This window comes from Alcaligenes faecalis, from assembly GCF_005311025.1.
In the GTDB taxonomy this organism is placed as follows: Bacteria; Pseudomonadota; Gammaproteobacteria; order Burkholderiales; family Burkholderiaceae_B; genus Alcaligenes; species Alcaligenes phenolicus.
On the sequence record NZ_CP031747.1, the window covers coordinates 3296430 to 3311954 of the forward strand.

13 protein-coding genes and 2 tRNA genes are annotated in these 15525 nt (G+C 56.3%); 6 read left to right on the forward strand and 9 right to left on the reverse strand.

The features are described 5' to 3' along the window. The 7 genes from truB to scpB all read right to left on the reverse strand — a co-directional run bounded on the left by truB (nucleotide 1) and on the right by scpB (nucleotide 9418). Nucleotides 1-753 (reverse strand): tRNA pseudouridine(55) synthase TruB, encoded by a 753-nt coding sequence (gene truB, locus D0C27_RS15175; RefSeq protein WP_022983561.1) that lies wholly within the window; start codon nucleotides 751-753, stop codon nucleotides 1-3. A 33-nt stretch (nucleotides 754-786) separates the two neighbouring features. Further along, complete coding sequence (gene rbfA / locus D0C27_RS15180; RefSeq protein ID WP_009457603.1) at nucleotides 787-1200, reverse strand: 30S ribosome-binding factor RbfA; 414 nt, start codon at nucleotides 1198-1200, stop codon at nucleotides 787-789. Between the two features lie 3 nt (nucleotides 1201-1203). Continuing rightward, the gene (gene infB, locus D0C27_RS15185) at nucleotides 1204-4260 is read right to left on the reverse strand and encodes a translation initiation factor IF-2 (protein WP_137431255.1); all 3057 of its coding nucleotides are present in this window, start codon (nucleotides 4258-4260) and stop codon (nucleotides 1204-1206) included. Nucleotides 4261-4327: 67 nt separating this feature from the next. Beyond that, on the reverse strand, nucleotides 4328-5812 hold the full coding sequence (gene nusA / locus D0C27_RS15190; protein WP_026484319.1) for a transcription termination factor NusA: 1485 nt from the start codon (nucleotides 5810-5812) through the stop codon (nucleotides 4328-4330). Next, the gene (rimP, locus tag D0C27_RS15195; protein ID WP_009457607.1) at nucleotides 5809-6300 is read right to left on the reverse strand and encodes a ribosome maturation factor RimP; all 492 of its coding nucleotides are present in this window, start codon (nucleotides 6298-6300) and stop codon (nucleotides 5809-5811) included. The genes nusA and rimP overlap by 4 nt, the downstream gene beginning before the upstream one ends. Nucleotides 6301-6623: 323 nt before the next feature. Beyond that, nucleotides 6624-8456: a 23S rRNA pseudouridine(2605) synthase RluB gene (rluB, locus tag D0C27_RS15200; RefSeq protein ID WP_115634074.1), complete on the reverse strand. Its 1833-nt coding sequence runs from the start codon at nucleotides 8454-8456 to the stop codon at nucleotides 6624-6626. Between the two features lie 2 nt (nucleotides 8457-8458). Beyond that, on the reverse strand, nucleotides 8459-9418 hold the full coding sequence (gene scpB, locus D0C27_RS15205) for an SMC-Scp complex subunit ScpB (protein ID WP_240688262.1): 960 nt from the start codon (nucleotides 9416-9418) through the stop codon (nucleotides 8459-8461). Nucleotides 9419-9550: 132 nt separating this feature from the next. Here scpB and D0C27_RS15210 point away from each other — a divergent pair. The 5 genes from D0C27_RS15210 (at nucleotide 9551) to D0C27_RS15230 (ending at nucleotide 12554) form a co-directional block, all read left to right on the forward strand. Next, nucleotides 9551-9627, forward strand: a tRNA-Met gene (locus tag D0C27_RS15210). 831 nt (nucleotides 9628-10458) lie between these two features. Continuing rightward, nucleotides 10459-10535, forward strand: a tRNA-Met gene (locus D0C27_RS15215). Between the two features lie 351 nt (nucleotides 10536-10886). Beyond that, nucleotides 10887-11081 (forward strand): hypothetical protein, encoded by a 195-nt coding sequence (locus D0C27_RS15220; protein WP_083053987.1) that lies wholly within the window; start codon nucleotides 10887-10889, stop codon nucleotides 11079-11081. Nucleotides 11082-11092: 11 nt separating this feature from the next. Next, nucleotides 11093-11455 carry a hypothetical protein gene (locus tag D0C27_RS15225; protein WP_137431257.1) on the forward strand — a complete coding sequence of 121 codons (363 nt, stop codon included), beginning with the start codon at nucleotides 11093-11095 and terminating at the stop codon, nucleotides 11453-11455. A gap of 73 nt (nucleotides 11456-11528) precedes the next feature. Beyond that, on the forward strand, nucleotides 11529-12554 hold the full coding sequence (locus tag D0C27_RS15230; protein WP_137431258.1) for a DUF3829 domain-containing protein: 1026 nt from the start codon (nucleotides 11529-11531) through the stop codon (nucleotides 12552-12554). 131 nt (nucleotides 12555-12685) lie between these two features. Here D0C27_RS15230 and D0C27_RS15235 read toward each other — a convergent pair whose 3' ends face one another. Next, entirely contained in the window at nucleotides 12686-13651 is a 966-nt protein-coding gene (locus tag D0C27_RS15235) for a hypothetical protein (RefSeq protein WP_137431259.1), read from the reverse strand. Nucleotides 13652-13791: 140 nt separating this feature from the next. Here D0C27_RS15235 and D0C27_RS15240 point away from each other — a divergent pair, with 140 nt between their 5' ends. Then, nucleotides 13792-14934 (forward strand): GNAT family N-acetyltransferase, encoded by a 1143-nt coding sequence (locus D0C27_RS15240; RefSeq protein ID WP_060185737.1) that lies wholly within the window; start codon nucleotides 13792-13794, stop codon nucleotides 14932-14934. A gap of 3 nt (nucleotides 14935-14937) precedes the next feature. Here the strand turns inward: D0C27_RS15240 and phaR are convergent, their stop codons facing one another. Further along, entirely contained in the window at nucleotides 14938-15480 is a 543-nt protein-coding gene (phaR, locus tag D0C27_RS15245; RefSeq protein ID WP_009457627.1) for a polyhydroxyalkanoate synthesis repressor PhaR, read from the reverse strand. Nucleotides 15481-15525: the final 45 nt, after the last annotated feature.

Genomic DNA, 15525 nt, shown 5'->3' on the forward strand with positions numbered 1-15525 from the left:
TCATCCTTCTGATTGAAGTTTTTTGGGCAAAATCTCGGTAGGCAAGCTCTCGATGGCCAGCAAGGCCGACATCGGGTCTTCCATCGCCTGCAACCCGTCCAGGGTGTAGGCGTCGTCGATATGAAAAGGTCCTAATTCTGTCCGGCGCAAGGCCGTCAGATGGGCAAAACACCCCAGAGCACGTCCAATGTCTTGCGCCAGGGTCCGGATATAGGTTCCCTTGCTGCAACGTACAAACAAACGCGCCGATTGCGGCGTAAAGTCTTGCACCTGCAAATCGTGAATCACGAGATGTCGTGCCTCACGTTCCAGCTCTATACCCTGACGGGCATATTCATACAGGGGCTTGCCATCGCGCTTGAGCGCGGAATACATGGGCGGCACCTGGGTAATGGGTCCTCGGAAAGCAGGTAGAACTGCTTCCAGCGCCTCGAGGGTGACACCGGCAAAATCTGCCGGAGCCTGGGACACCACATTGCCGGTCAAGTCACCTGAATCGGTTTCCTGCCCAAACTGCAAGGTAGCTTCATAGGCTTTGTCTGCTTCCAGCATCGTGGCGGAAATCTTGGTAGCCCGGCCAAAACAGCAAACCAGCAGGCCCGTTGCAAACGGGTCCAGGGTTCCAGTATGGCCAGCTTTGCGGGCATCCAGAGTGCGGCGGGCACGCTGCAAAGCGTGGTTGCTGGACATTCCGTCGGACTTGTCCAGTAGCAGCACACCATCAATCAACTGCCCGCGTTTTCGCGTAGCCATCGTGTGTCAATCCGTGAAGAAACAACAGCCGCGTCAGGGCTGTTCGTCTGGCTCGTCCGATTTGGAAGCAGAGCCAGTCAATTCGCTATCGGCCTGGTTGGCGCTGTCGATGAGCTTGGAGAGCTCCATGCCGCGTTCCAACTGTCGGTCGTGATGAAAATGCAGAGTAGGAACCGTGTGGATGTGCAGCAGCTTGAACAGCAGCGAATGCAACCAACCGGCCTTCTCGGTCAAAGCCGCCTGAGCGACTTCGGGCTCGGCGCCCAGCACCGAGTAATACACTTTGGCGTGTGCGTAGTCTGGAGACAGCTCCACGCCGGTCAAGGTAATCAGACCAGCGCGGGTCATGTCGATCTCGCGCTGGATCAGAACCGCCAGATCCTTCTGGATCTGGTCGGCCAGGCGCAGGTTGCGCCCTGGGTTTGGTTTGGACTTGTGTCGTGCCATAAATTACAGTGTCCGGGCGATCTCTTTGATCTCGAAGATCTCAAGCTGGTCGCCCACTTGGATGTCGTTGTTGCCACGCAGCGTGATACCGCAATCGAAGCCGGAACGCACTTCCTTGACGTCGTCCTTGAAGCGGCGCAGGGAATCCAGGTAGCCACTCCAGTGCACGACGTTGTTGCGCAGCAAGCGAACTTGCGAATCGCGACGGACCACGCCTTCGGTAACCATACAACCGGCGATATTGCCAATACGCGACACGTTGTAGACTTCGCGGATTTCAACCATACCGATGACTTCTTCGCGCTGCTCGGGAGCCAGCATGCCGGACAGGGCTGCTTTGACCTCGTCAACCGCATCGTAAATGATGTTGTAGTAACGCAGATCAATGCCGTTGGCTTCAGCCAGTTTCTTGGCGCTTTGCTCGGCACGGACGTTAAAGCCGATCACTACCGCGTTGGAGGCAATCGCCAGGTTGACGTCGCTCTCGGAAATACCACCCACGGCGGCGTGTACAACCACCACACGCACTTCGTCGGTAGACAGCTTGACCAGCGACTGTACCAGCGCTTCTTGCGAGCCCTGAACGTCGGTCTTGATGATGAGCGACAGGGTTTGCATGCCTTCGCCCAGGTTGTCGAACATGGACTCCAGCTTGGCGGCCTGTTGACGCGACAGTTTCACATCACGGAACTTGCCTTGACGGAACAGCGCGATCTCACGAGCTTTACGTTCGTCAGCCATCACAACCAGTTCATCACCCGCAGCGGGCACTTCAGTCAGACCCTGGATTTCTACAGGAATCGACGGACCAGCCGAATTCAGCGACTTGCCGGTTTCGTTCAGCATGGCGCGAACGCGACCGAAGGAGGCGCCGACCAGCACGCTGTCACCACGGTTCAAGGTACCGCTTTGAACCAGGATGGTGGCCACAGGACCGCGGCCCTTGTCCAGACGGGCTTCAATAACCGTACCCTTGGCAGGTGCGTCAACCGGAGCCTTCAACTCCAGCATTTCGGCCTGCAGCAGCACGTTTTCCAGCAATTCGTCGATGCCCTGGCCGGTTTTGGCCGACACAGGAATAAAGGGCACATCGCCACCGTATTCTTCAGGCACCACTTCTTCGGCTACCAGCTCTTGCTTGACGCGCTCTGGATTAGCTTCAGGCTTATCAATCTTGTTGATCGCCACCACCAGCGGCACGCCAGCGGCGCGAGCGTGGTGAATGGCTTCACGGGTCTGGGGCATCACACCGTCATCGGAGGCCACCACCAGAATCACCACGTCAGTGGCTTTGGTACCGCGAGCACGCATGGCCGTAAAGGCTTCGTGACCGGGGGTGTCCAGGAACGTAGCCGTGCCACGTTCTGTCTTGACGTTGTACGCACCGATGTGCTGTGTAATACCACCGGCCTCGCCCGAGGCGATCTTGGCACGACGGATGTAGTCCAGCAGCGAAGTCTTACCGTGGTCAACGTGACCCATGACAGTTACCACTGGAGCACGGGGCTTCAGTTCGGCGTCGTTCTGAGCATCGGTATCGACCAGGAAGGCTTCAGGATCGTCCAGCTTGGCAGCAATCGCCTTGTGACCCAGTTCTTCGACCAGAATCATGGCTGTTTCCTGATCCAGAACCTGGTTGATGGTAACCATCTGACCCAGCTTCATCAGGTGCTTGATCACCTCGGCAGCCTTGACGGCCATCCGGTGAGCCAGATCGCTGACCGAAATGGTTTCTGGCACGTGCACTTCACGGGCAATGAATTCTGCCACTTGTGGTTCACGGCGCTCGGCCTGAGCGTTGCGGCCACCACGACCACCCTTGCCACGACCTGCCTTGGCATTGGCTTTCCAGCCTTCACGACCACCACCGGCACCGGCGGAAGCCACATCAGCTTTGGAAGGCTGCTTCTTGCGGCTGGCATCGCTGGTCCAGCCAGGGGTGCTGTCAGTCTTGACGGGTTTGCCCGGGGCCTTCTCGGTCTTGGAGCCTTTGGCGTCTTTCTTCTGAGCGCCCTTGGCACCTGCCTTGCTATCAGCCTCTGGCTCGGGAGCACGCAAGACCTTACGAGGACGGTTCAACATATCGCGCAACGCAGCGGCTTCGGCCTCTGCGGCCTTACGGGCGCGATCACGATCCTGGTCTTGCTCCACATCGGCGGCAACAGGAGGAATCACCGGGCCACGCACTGCACGGCGCTGACCAGTAGCGGCCATATCCCGAGGTTTTCCAGTCGAAGTGGGCGTTTTAGTCCCTTGAGGGTGCTGATTTTTATTCACAGAGTTAGCTTGACGGGCGTCGTTTACAGATTTAGTAGGTTCCACGGGCTTTTCTTGGGCCGTAGGAGAGGGAGCCGATTCGGCCTTTTCCTGAACAGGCGCTGCCGCGGCTTCGGATGGCTCCGTTGCAGCAGGTGCTTGTTCCTGAGGCTGAGGCTCGGGTTTCTTTGTATCTTCCTGAGCAGCCTCAACGGGCTGTGCAGGAGCAGCAGGTTCGGGCGCAGGCTCGGCAACAGGAGTCGGCTCGGGAGCAGCCACCACTTCGGGCTCAGGCTCTGGCTTGGGCTCAGGCTTGGGCTCGACAGGGGCTTGCTCTTTCACAGGAGCTTCAGGAGTTGCTGCCACAGGATCTACGGGCTTGCTGACAGGCGCGGCAGGCGCCTGTTCAACAGCTTGCTTTTCCTGACTGGCCGCCTGGGCCTGAGCAGCTTGCTCCTTTGCATTTTCCTGTGCCAATGCCGCATTGGCTTCTGCCACCAGCTCGGAGGGATCACGCTTTACAAACACGCGTTTTTTGCGTGTTTCCACCTGAATCGTGCGGGAGCGACCCGATCCGTCATCCTGACGGATCTCCGATGTTTGACGGCGAGTCAGGGTGATCTTGTTGCCTTCCTGACTGCCGTGCGAGCGGCGCAACGATTCAAGCAGCTTCGCCTTATCCGAATCAGTGATGGCGTCATCAACTGATTTGAGCTCAATACCTGCGCTACGCAACTGCTCCAGCAGAACATTCGCAGGCATTTTCAGTTCTTGAGCGAACTGGGCGACAGTGTTACTCGACATTCGACTCTCTCTTGCTTTACTACAACTATTCTTAATGAATACAACGCGCGGGACCTAGCTAGACATATCAGGCCTCGTCGTCAAACCAGTGGGCACGGGCACGCATGATCAGTTCGCTGGCCGCATCTTGCGCCAGGCCGGTCATCTCGGACAGTTCGTCCGTTGCCAGTTCCGCCAGTTCATCCAGCGTTGTAATCTCGTTTTCGGCCAGTACGGCGATCAGCTCAGGCGTCATGCCCTCGACTCCTGCCAGTTCCTTGACCGCGGTCTGTACCAATTCTTCCTTGGCGATGGCCTCGCTCAGCAGCGCATTGCGGGCGCGGGCACGCAGCTCGTTGACGGTTTCTTCGTCAAAGGCTTCGATGTCCTGCAATTCCTGCAGAGGCACATAAGCGATTTCTTCCAGACCGGTAAACCCTTCGTCGATCAGAATATCGGCCACGGCTTCGTCCACATCCAGACGGGACATGAAGGTAGCGCGCAATTCTTCGCGCTCTTCGTCCTGACGGTTGCGGCTTTCTTCCGGTGTCATGATGTTGATCTGCCAGCCCGTCAATTCCGATGCCAGACGCACGTTCTGACCACGCGAACCAATCGCCTTGGGCAGGTTTTCCTCGTCTACCACCACATCCATGGCGTGCTTGTCTTCGTCCACCAGAATGGATTCGACGTGTGCCGGTGCCAGAGCACCGATCACGAATTCGGCCGGATCATCGGCCCACAACACGATATCGACCTGCTCGCCGCCCAGTTCGTTACGCACCGCAGTAACGCGCGAACCTCGCATGCCCACACAAGTACCGATAGGATCGATACGCTTGTCGTAAGCAATAACAGCGATCTTGGCGCGCACACCCGCATCACGGGCAGCGGCCTTGATTTCCAGCAGGCCCTGTTCGATCTCGGGTACTTCGTTCTCGAACAGTTCTTTAATGAATTCAGGTGCTGTACGCGACAAGATGACCTGCTGGCCACGTGCTGCGTAGTCCACCTTCTGTACCCAGGCGCGGACACGGTCGCCCACGCGGATATTTTCCTTGGGGATCATTTCCGAACGAGGCAAACGTGCTTCGATCTTGCCCATTTCGATAATGGCATCGCCCTTGTCCATGCGCTTGACCGTACCGGAAACAATGGTCTCACCACGCTCCAGAAAGTCGTTGAGCACTTGCTCGCGCTCGGCATCACGGATTTTTTGCAGGATGGCCTGCTTGGCAGCCTGGGCACCGATACGGCCAAACTCGATAGGCTCGAGTGGCTCTTCGATGTAATCGTCCACTTGCAGCTCGGGATCGATCTCCTGGGCGTCCGACAGCATCTCCTGCTTGTCCGGCTCTTGCAGACCGGCCTCGTCGGGCACGACCAGCCAGCGCCGGAAGCCTTCGTGGGCGCCGGTTTCCCTGTCGATTTCCACACGGATATCGACATCTTCCTTGAAGCGCTTTTTCATGGCCGAGGCCAAGGCGCTCTCGAGCGCGGTGAACACGACATCACGCGCTACGGATTTTTCACGCGCCAGCGCATCGACCAGCAATAGAATTTCGCGACTCATCGCTTCTTACCCTTGAAATCAAGAACGGGATCCAATTTGGCACGATCCACCTGGTCATAGGTGAATTCGACCTGCGTCAGCTTGCCCGATGCTTCGTCCAGTTCCAGCCTAAAAACGGTATCCAGCGGAACACTAGCCGGTAGCGCCCCTTCAGGAGCGTGGAGCGTACCCACAAACACTTTCCGATTGTCGAGCGCCTCGTGCAGGCGCACCTGCACCCGACTGCCCGCAAAGCGCACGTAATCGCCAATACGCAACAAGGGGCGATCTATCCCCGGCGAGGCCACTTCCATGCGCTTGTAATCCACGTTTTCCACTTCGAAAACGCGTGATAATTGTTTAGACACCCATTCACAGTGTTCGATACGCACCCCTTCCGGGTGATCGATGACGATGCGTAACAAGCCTAGCGGCGCACGCTCCACGTCCACCAGTTCGTACTCGGTACCCGCCAGGGTCTCTTGTGCCAAAGCTAGAATGTCTGCCATAAAATCCAAAAAAAATGGGCTGTACGCCAGCCCATGGTCACCATGCACGCTTGAGAATCAAGCGGGCCCTGGTCTTGCGCATTGCCAACGTCAAATCGGGATAGTTGCAGGCGCAACCGAACCGTATGATCCACGCGGTCTCTGCCTTGAAAGACCGCCCTATTCGCTGGCGCGCAGCATCAAAAAAGACCCAGCCGACACAAACGTCTCTGAGCCAAGTTCTATATTCTACCAGAAAACCGGAAAATACGTGCATTCACACGGCCTTACAGGCCCAAACCGCAGGGTTCGGGCCACAAACTCAAAGTCCGTGCGTCCTGGCTTTACCGGCGCCCGCGTCCCAGGTGGGATTCATGGGCCGCCGAGCTGGCTGGTTGCCAGTCATCATCACGACGGCTGACACGGCGCACCACCGTTGTTTTCTTCACATGAGCCTTGGGAGTTTGCCCGGCTCCGGCACGATCGGACGCGCCGCGACGGGCCGAAGGCGCACGTCCTTCCTGAGCACCGCGAGCGTGACCACCACGGGCCTGATCACCACGCCCCTGGTCACCGCGCGCCTGGTCGCCACGCACTGGACGGCGGCCATTGTGCACACGCGCACCTTCCTGCGAACGCCCCTCGCGACTGCGACCTTCATGCGCGCGTCCTTCCGAAGAACGCCCTTCCGCCGAACGACCGCGTTGCTGGCCACCACGTACACCCTGACCGCTACGTGGAGCACCACGCCCTTGACCACCGTGTTCACGACGACCACCATCAGGATGGCCATTGGCCAGACCACCGCTAATGAACAAGGCACCGCTGACGGATTCGTTTACACGCACATTATTTGAGGAGCGACCGCGACCTGCCACACGACCACCACGCCCCATGCGAGCACCACTCAGACCGTTGTGCTCCAGCGTACCGAAACCGGGAGGCAAAGCGCTGTCGTGGGACAGAGGTTGACGTTCGCGACGCTGGTGGGTGCCTTCGTCATCCGACTCTTTCACCAGCCCCAGGCGCAGCATGAATGCCATCACCACATCAGCATCCAATTCTTCCCAACGGCCACGGCGCAGATTTTTAGGCAGACCCACATCCCCAAAACGAGTGCGAATCAGACGGCTGACCGTCACACCCATCGCTTCAAACATACGGCGCACTTCACGGTTACGGCCTTCATGAATAGTGACGCGATACCAACGGTTGCTGCCTTCGCCACCCAAAAATTCGATCATGCCGAACTTGGCCACACCGTCCTCCAACTGCACGCCATCGCGCATGGATTGCATTTGCTCTTCGCTCAGCTCACCCAGAACACGTACAGCGTATTCACGCTCGGCACCGTAGCGCGGATGCATCATGCGGTTGGCAATATCACCCGATGTCGTGAAGATCAGCAAACCCTCGGTATTCAAATCCAGTCGACCGACCGACAACCACTTGCCCACTTTCAGGGAAGGCAGGCGACCAAACACGGTGGCACGGCCTTCGGGATCGTCGTGCGTGACAATTTCGCCAGCCGGCTTGTGATACAGAATCACGCGCGGAGGACGCTTGGTGTTCGCACGATTGATCAATTGACCATTGATACGCACCTTGTCATCGGCACTGACACGTTGACCGATATGGGCAGGTTCGCCATTCACGGAGACACGACCTGCAACGATCAGCTCTTCCATATCGCGGCGCGAGCCGATACCGGCTTCGGCCAGCACCTTGTGCAATTTAGGCTGCACCAAGTCGCTGCCCATATATTTGCCCAGACGCTGCGACAAACGGCTTTGCTTGTCCAGATGACTGAATGCGATGTCATCATCACCATCCAGAATCACGACAGGAGCGTCATCAGCAGGGTTCGAGTAACGAGCGGCCTGGGTGTTGCCCGGACGCTTGTTGGCACCACCGCGTGTATCTTGACGACGGCCAGCAGCCGCTGGTTTGCGTCGATTGTTTTGTGGGCGAGCCGGACGGGCCTTGGCTTCGCCAGGAGCAGCCGCCTGGGTCTCTTCATTCTGACGAGGAGCCGACTCTTGCGTGGCATCGCCACGACGGCGGCGAAACGGGGTGCGCAGCTTGCGCCCTTGGCCCTTCGCGCGGGGATTCTTGGGGTCGGCCGCGCCAGAGGCGTCCGACATGGAGGCTGTGTTCGTCTCGTGCGAATCAGTCATTTTTAATCATTTACTCCAGAGTTTTTTATTTCGTCCGGTACCTGTATATCCGATAGGCCAGCCGCAGCCTGGGCCTCATCCACGGGGTCCGGTGTCGTATTCACTTCAGCTTGTTCGGTTTGTGGCAGCTCCGCTTCTGAAACTGCCTCAAGCAAATCGTCCTGACTGCCTGGCTCGAAATCCGGTTCGGACTCCAGCTCAAGCTGAGCAACAGAGGCCTGTAGCGGCTCCATGCTCACTTCCAAAGCAGCGTCTTGCTCTGCTTCTAGTTCTATTTCTTGCCCTGCTTCGGAACCAGTTTGCTGCCCTGCCACAGATGCAGACTCTTGCTCTGCACCCTGCTCTGCCGCTTGCTCCTGGCTCTGATCCTGATGATCCCCACCCTGCTGTTGATCTTGCTGTTGATCCTGTTGCTGATCCCGTTCTTGATCCGATTCTTTGTTCTGCTCCTGATCAGCCGACGCAGCTGCTTGCCCGTTTGGCAAGGAAGCCAAGGCATCCAGGGAGTCCAGAGTTTCAACCGAAGGCAACTCATCCAAAGAGCGCAGACCCAGATCATTCAGAAACTGACGGGTCGTTCCCAGCAATGCCGGGCGTCCGGGCGCATCACGATAGCCCAGCACTTCAATCCAGCCCCGATCCTCCAGGGTACGCACAATTTGAGTCGATACGCTCACACCACGTATGTCCTCAATATCCCCACGGGTAACAGGTTGCCGCCAAGCAATAATCGCCAAGGTTTCCAGCACGGCCCGCGAATACTTGGGCGCGCGCTCCAGACTAAGACGGGACAAAAACACTTGCATGGCCGGGCGACTTTGAAAGCGCCAACCCGAGGCAACCTGAACCAATTCCAGGCCACGCTCTTTCCAATCCAATTGCAAGATAGCCAGATAACGGCGCAGATCATCCGCGCTCAGCGGCGGGGAGACAAACATTTTGCGCAACTCGGCGCTGTTCATGGGCTGCTGTGCACACAGCAAAGCCGTCTCCAGGACTCGGATTATTTCACTTTCAGTCACTGCTGGGAAGCCTCACTTTCTGGCGATACTTGCATAAAGCAAAAATTCCATGTTAGTATTTATCTTTTCCGGCGCGGGGTGGAGCAGCATGGTAGCTCGTCGGGCTCATAACCCGAAGGTCGTAGGTTCAAATCCTGCCCCCGCAACCATCACCCGGAACTGCTTAGCAGAATCAAACAAGCCAGCCAATTTGTGCTGGCTTTTTTGTTGCCCGCTATTTTGATCTGCAATCTTGCGCGCGGCGCAGCCCACAGTCAGAACACGCAGGCCAGCCATCAGCAATGTGGCAACAACCCCAGCCCAAACAACGGCCACCACAGCAGCCGCAGCACGCATCCGAATCACCATCGTCGCCATCATCGGGCTTTTTTTCATCGGGCCGGAAGCGCACGCAAGCCCGCCGCCCTGGCTCAAACCAGAAACAGCCGCTTTAAAAGCAATTAAAAATGTTGTGTAAGCACACATGCTGATGATGAGTATGTCCGCAAGCCCTATCGGACTGGATTTGAATTGGCGCTCCTGATTGGCGGAACGCGAAAACAGCACAACAACGTTTGGGGCAATAACTGATCGGGGCGACAGGTCTACATTGTCAAATGCCAACATCAAGGCACCAACAGACCACCGCAGGGCTTATCGATTGCCTAAACCTGAAGCAAAGCCAGAAACAGAGAAATTCGTTTTGCCGGGACATCCCGCCTAGTAGGGGAGCCGACTGCTATCAAAGCCAGATGCCAGCCATCAAGAACTGGTCGCTATACAGGAAGCCGCTTGCGCGTTTGAACTTTTTGAAATGCCAGTCCGGCTGAACCTGTAAGCACAGTTCGTATTACACCATTGCGACCAGCAAGACGCAAGAAAATTGAGGATCGTTTTATCCAGCCTTTATGCCCCTTCCAGCGGCAATCGCCAAATATTAATGAAATAAACACGCCACACTATGTACATAATCAAAAACTATGTTATAGTTATTTTTCTGACGCGGGGTGGAGCAGCATGGTAGCTCGTCGGGCTCATAACCCGAAGGTCGTAGGTTCAAATCCTGCCCCCGCAACCAAATTCATTTATCGGCCTCTTGCAGATAAATTTGAAAAAACCGGATTTATTCCGGTTTTTTTTATGCCCGTTGTTTTTAAATAGTCTGGTTTCCTCAAAACAATAAACACGGCGTACCCACGACAAGCCCTCTTCCTGCAGTAACTCCCACCCCGCTAGTACGCCCCCATCTACTTCAAGCACGAAATTTTCTTGACGGCCGCAGTCTCACCGTGCGATAAACCTTCCCGTGCGGGTGATTAGCCAGCTTGAGCATGACCAGAACACAGAATAACAAGTCAGCTCCAGCCCCTCTAATCGTGCTTCAAAACCCGTCAATCAGCTTATCTGTGCGTGAACACAGTGGCATCCCGTGGATGCCGCCAACGCTGTACGTGCACGATCCACAGCCAAGCTGAGTTTCAAGAAAGACGACATCCCTTATGAAAGCCAGGCCGCCTCTTCTCCAGCGCTGGAGCAAGCGCGTGCCTGCGTGATCCTGGGACAAGTCGTACTTTTTCTGCAGTCAATCAAAAACAACCGGAACTGGCTGGAGACAGCCGACTAAAGGATCAAGACATGAAACGAGTACCAGCAACCGCAGGTGCCGCCCTGGCCTTGCTGATGGCCAGCACCAGCACCTTTGCCGCCACCACCTATTTGACTTGCGAGTTTGCCGACCCCTCTGGCAAGCCCCAGGTCTTCAATTTCGCCCTGAATCAAGAGGCAGGAACATTTGGGGTCTACGTTCCTGCTTCGGGCAGCGAAAGAATGGAGCGAGGCACCTTTGCCGACAACAAGGCCAGCCTGAATGAAGGCGCGATTGCTTGGGAAATTGACCTGGCAAGCGGCACCATCATCCGTGATCGCCGCATGGTAGGCGAGAAAGATCAGGGCAGTTGCAGCGCCATTTCCGCCGAACGCAGCGGCTTCGAGCAGTAATCCCCCTCTCCCCCAAAAGACATGTCTCTGCCCCCTCTCCAGGGGCAGCGCAGCTTATCTCTACAGCGCGAAAATGAAGAAACTTACAAGTATTGTGATCCTGGGCGCGATCGGTATTGCCGTCGGGGCCTACGCCAGTGGCCAATTCAATACCTGGCTGCCACAGGAAATGAAGGTCGGCACCTCCAGCAGCTCCCTTCTGGGTAATGGTGAGGTCAACCTGCAAAAACAGGATATGCAACTGGCCGAAAAACTGCAGCCAGTAATTGCCTGCCTGAATGAAGTCGCCAGCCCCTTGAGCCAGCATGCCCAGAAATACATCAAGGAATATCAGAACCTTGTCGCTACCCCCGGCTCCACCCGCATTGCCGCCAGCTTCAAGATCAAGGTGTACGAGCAGAACAACTCCATCTCGCGCGAATGCATCACCCAAATGCGCAATGCCATTACCATGCCTCCGGCCGACGCTGGACTGGACAAGCCAGGTCAAGTGTTTGCTGACACGCTGGAAAAGCTGATTCCCGTCATGAATGAAGCGGATCTCTATTACAGTCGCAAGGACAATATTGACGACCAGATGAAGAAAGGCCGCGAGCTGGACGAGCAGATCATGCCTCTGTTCATCAGCTTCTTTGATGCGGAAGACACGCTCAGACAAACAGTCTCGGAGCGCAATCACAGTCTGCGGGAAAAACAGCTGGTAGCGATTGAAGAGGCTTACGGCACCGAGAACTTTGCTTGGCACACGCTGAATGTCTCTCTGGCCGCCCGCCGCGCCGTTGATGCCATCAGCACGTTGGCAGAGTCCGAGCAGCTCACTGGCCAGTCCATCGAGAAAATCGAGCAAGCGTATCAAGCCGCCTGCGACAAGGCTGATGCCTTTGCCAAAGCACATCCCGACACCAAAACGCAGCTGGGCAACGCGCCCAAGTGGTTTGCCCTGTCCAGCAACTTCAATACCTTCCTGGTGGGCTTGAAGGATCTGCGCCGAGCCCTGGCATCGGACGCAAAGCAAACCAATGTGGAGTACCAGCTCTCCAAGCTGGAGAACGACTACAACAGCATGATCAGAAACTACAACATGCTACCCGACGCCTGACGAAACCAGGCTAATGGCTGCGTTTTCCGTAAGCAGGAGAGCGCAGCCTGCGCCCTGGCAATGGCAGACCCCAAGCAAGATGGGGTTGGTCCGGTATTACAGGGCCTCCCGCCACCAGGGCCAAACGCTCATTAGCGCGCCGCGTCATCCTTGCGAAGATCGAAAAACCGCAAACCATCACGCAGACGATCACGCAGCCAGACATAGACAGACGGGGCTTCTTGCCCTGTATTGAATCTGGCTTGCACCTTCATGCCAGACATCAATTTACGCACCTGATCCACAGACAAGCCAGACTCCAGACGTGCCGCTGGCCAAGGGGGATCCATTGTCATATTCAACGACAAGCGCCCATGAGGCGCGGGTAACTGAGCAATAAATGCCAGCAAGGCATCGCGGCTGTCCCGATCCGCCACCGAGTCAGGCATCAACTGCACGGAAGTGCGTGCTGCCAACAAGGCCTTCTCAATACCGGGGCGCGGGTCTTCGTACATGCTCATGTTCATCACCAACGCAGGCATGATCATGGACTGGATCAGATTCTGATTATCCAGGTACAGATTCAGACTTTTAAGCTCTACCTGCTCAAGATCATCGGCACCCAAGGGGCGTCCTGCGGCCGACCTAATCCCGAATTGCGCCTGAGCACGAACCTCACGCAGGTACTGACTACGCAGTCGAACCTGCTCCAAATTCAATTGTGCCAAGGCCGAGTCCCACTTGTACTTGAAAGTAAAATCCATAGGCTTGGCTTGCAGGCGCATTACGTAGTCCTGCCCTGGCAAACGTCCCGTCAGAACATAGATCCCGCTAACTTGTAGATCCATGGAGTCTGGAATAACTTGCCGCTCGGACAAGGATGCCAAGCCTTCATCACGCAAGACCAGCTCATCAAAGGCCAGCAGCATTGACGAAAAACCGGCCGACCATTGTCCGTTCTGAACCAGACAAGCCCCCTCCTGATCCTGCATCTGCAGCTCGTCGCCGGATTGCGGCTGTAAAGCGACATAATTACGCAAATACTCACAAGCAGGACCCGCTTGAGCCGAACCTGCCAGCACCATCCACGTACCCAGCGCCAAGGTAATTTTCTTCATGAATTCCTCTTATTGGGCAAGCGCTGGCAACAATACCAATCAAGCCTTCCCTTTGTATGAAACGCTGGCTAGTATACAAAGCCGTCAGGGTCTATGCCCTAGCCCTGTTTCAAGTTGAGCTTACCGACGTACTCCTTGCCATGGTCAGCACTGAACCGATCCAATTTTCACTTTGCACACAACTGAGTCAGCTCGACGCAGCACACTGGGACGCGCTCTCTGGCCATCACCTGTTGCTCAGTCATGCTTTTCTGACGTCATTGGACGAAGCTGGCTGCGCCATTCCACAGACAGGCTGGTCGCCACATTACCTCTTGATGCATCGTGGACAGACGCTGTGTGGTGCCGTGCCCCTGTATCTGAAGCACCATTCGCGCGGCGAGTATGTGTTTGATCAGGGCTGGGCTCAGGCTTATCAACGCCATGGGCTGGACTATTACCCCAAGCTCCTGTGTGCCATCCCGTTTACACCCGTCAGCGGCCCTCGCCTGCTGGCTCACACCCTGGAGGATCGCGTACTGCTGGCCAGGCAACTGATCCAGCTGACGCAAAGTAATCAGCTGTCCTCTGTGCATGTCCTGTTCCCGAATCCGGAGGACAGGCAAGCTCTGGAGCAGGCGGGCTTCATGATTCGCCACGATGTGCAGTTTCACTGGCAGAACCAGGACTACGCCAGCTACGAAGACTTTCTGGCCTCCCTGACCCAGCAAAAGCGCAAAAAAATGCGACAGGACAGCCGCAAGGTTTACGAGCAGGGGCTGTCCTTTGAGCACAAACAGGGTCAGGAGATTAGCGAGCAGAACCTGGACTACTTTTACCAGTGCTATGCCAATACCTATCAGGAGCGCGGACAACGCCCCTATCTGAATCGGAATTTCTTTGCGCGCCTGCACGAACATCTACCCGACTCTCTGGTACTGATTCTGGCGCAACAAGATGGGCAAGATGTAGCCTGCGCCCTGTCGCTGCGGGACGGGCACACACTTTATGGACGTTACTGGGGCTGTACTCGATACGTGCCAGGCCTGCATTTCGAGACCTGCTACAACCAGGCAATTCAGTTCTGCATTGCGCAGCAACTGCGTTTCTTTGAAGGCGGTGCTCAAGGGGAGCACAAGCTCTCGCGAGGTTTGCTGCCCACTCCCACCAGCTCGGCGCACTGGATTGCTGACCCCCGCTTTGCCCACGCCATTGAAGAGTTCCTGCATGAAGAAGCGGGCCATGTGGCCCGCTATCAGGAAGCATTAAGCAGCCATACCCCGTTTAAAACGCTGGCAGGCTAAAAATCAGTCTTTCTTGTCTTTGCCTGGTGGCGCAAAGGGAAAGACCGAGAACATTTGCCGGGTCTGATCCTGCATCTGGTCCTGCATTTGCACAAACAGATTCTTGCTTTGATCGATATAGCTGTTCATGACGGTTTGCATCACAGGCGCCTGTATGCTCATGAACTGCGCCCAGGCTTCGGGGCCGAACTGACCGCCGTAGACGCCTTTGGACTGTTCGGTCATGCGCTCCTGGATTTCCATGAAGGCCTGAATGTTCTTTTCCAGATACGAGCCCATCACCCCCTGCATAGCATTGCCATAAAAGCGGATGATCTGCATCAGCACCGGAGTGGAGAACATGGGGATACCCCCGCTTTCTTCCTCAAGAATGATCTGCAACAGAATACTGCGCGTCAGGTCCTCGCCGCTTTTGGCATCGACGACCGCGAACTCCTCTCCTGACAGGACCAGTTGCTTGACATCGACCATAGTGATGTAAGCGCTGGCCTGCGTGTCGTACAAGCGACGATTGGGGTATTTCTTGATGAGTCGAGGGGATCCCATGCTGGTGCTTACTTCCTAATCAATAAAACAAAAACACGCGCTATG

What these genes read in the sequence shown, in the direction of transcription:
- truB (WP_022983561.1), bottom strand. Translation starts at nt 753, where the DNA reads ATGGCTACGCGAAAACGCGGGCAGTTGATTGATGGTGTGCTGCTACTG.
- rbfA (WP_009457603.1), bottom strand. Translation starts at nt 1,200, where the DNA reads ATGGCACGACACAAGTCCAAACCAAACCCAGGGCGCAACCTGCGCCTG.
- infB (WP_137431255.1), bottom strand. Translation starts at nt 4,260, where the DNA reads ATGTCGAGTAACACTGTCGCCCAGTTCGCTCAAGAACTGAAAATGCCT.
- nusA (WP_026484319.1), bottom strand. Translation starts at nt 5,812, where the DNA reads ATGAGTCGCGAAATTCTATTGCTGGTCGATGCGCTGGCGCGTGAAAAA.
- rimP (WP_009457607.1), bottom strand. Translation starts at nt 6,300, where the DNA reads ATGGCAGACATTCTAGCTTTGGCACAAGAGACCCTGGCGGGTACCGAG.
- rluB (WP_115634074.1), bottom strand. Translation starts at nt 8,456, where the DNA reads ATGACTGATTCGCACGAGACGAACACAGCCTCCATGTCGGACGCCTCT.
- scpB (WP_240688262.1), bottom strand. Translation starts at nt 9,418, where the DNA reads ATGAACAGCGCCGAGTTGCGCAAAATGTTTGTCTCCCCGCCGCTGAGC.
- D0C27_RS15225 (WP_137431257.1), top strand. Translation starts at nt 11,093, where the DNA reads ATGAAACGAGTACCAGCAACCGCAGGTGCCGCCCTGGCCTTGCTGATG.
- D0C27_RS15230 (WP_137431258.1), top strand. Translation starts at nt 11,529, where the DNA reads ATGAAGAAACTTACAAGTATTGTGATCCTGGGCGCGATCGGTATTGCC.
- D0C27_RS15235 (WP_137431259.1), bottom strand. Translation starts at nt 13,651, where the DNA reads ATGAAGAAAATTACCTTGGCGCTGGGTACGTGGATGGTGCTGGCAGGT.
- D0C27_RS15240 (WP_060185737.1), top strand. Translation starts at nt 13,792, where the DNA reads ATGGTCAGCACTGAACCGATCCAATTTTCACTTTGCACACAACTGAGT.
- phaR (WP_009457627.1), bottom strand. Translation starts at nt 15,480, where the DNA reads ATGGGATCCCCTCGACTCATCAAGAAATACCCCAATCGTCGCTTGTAC.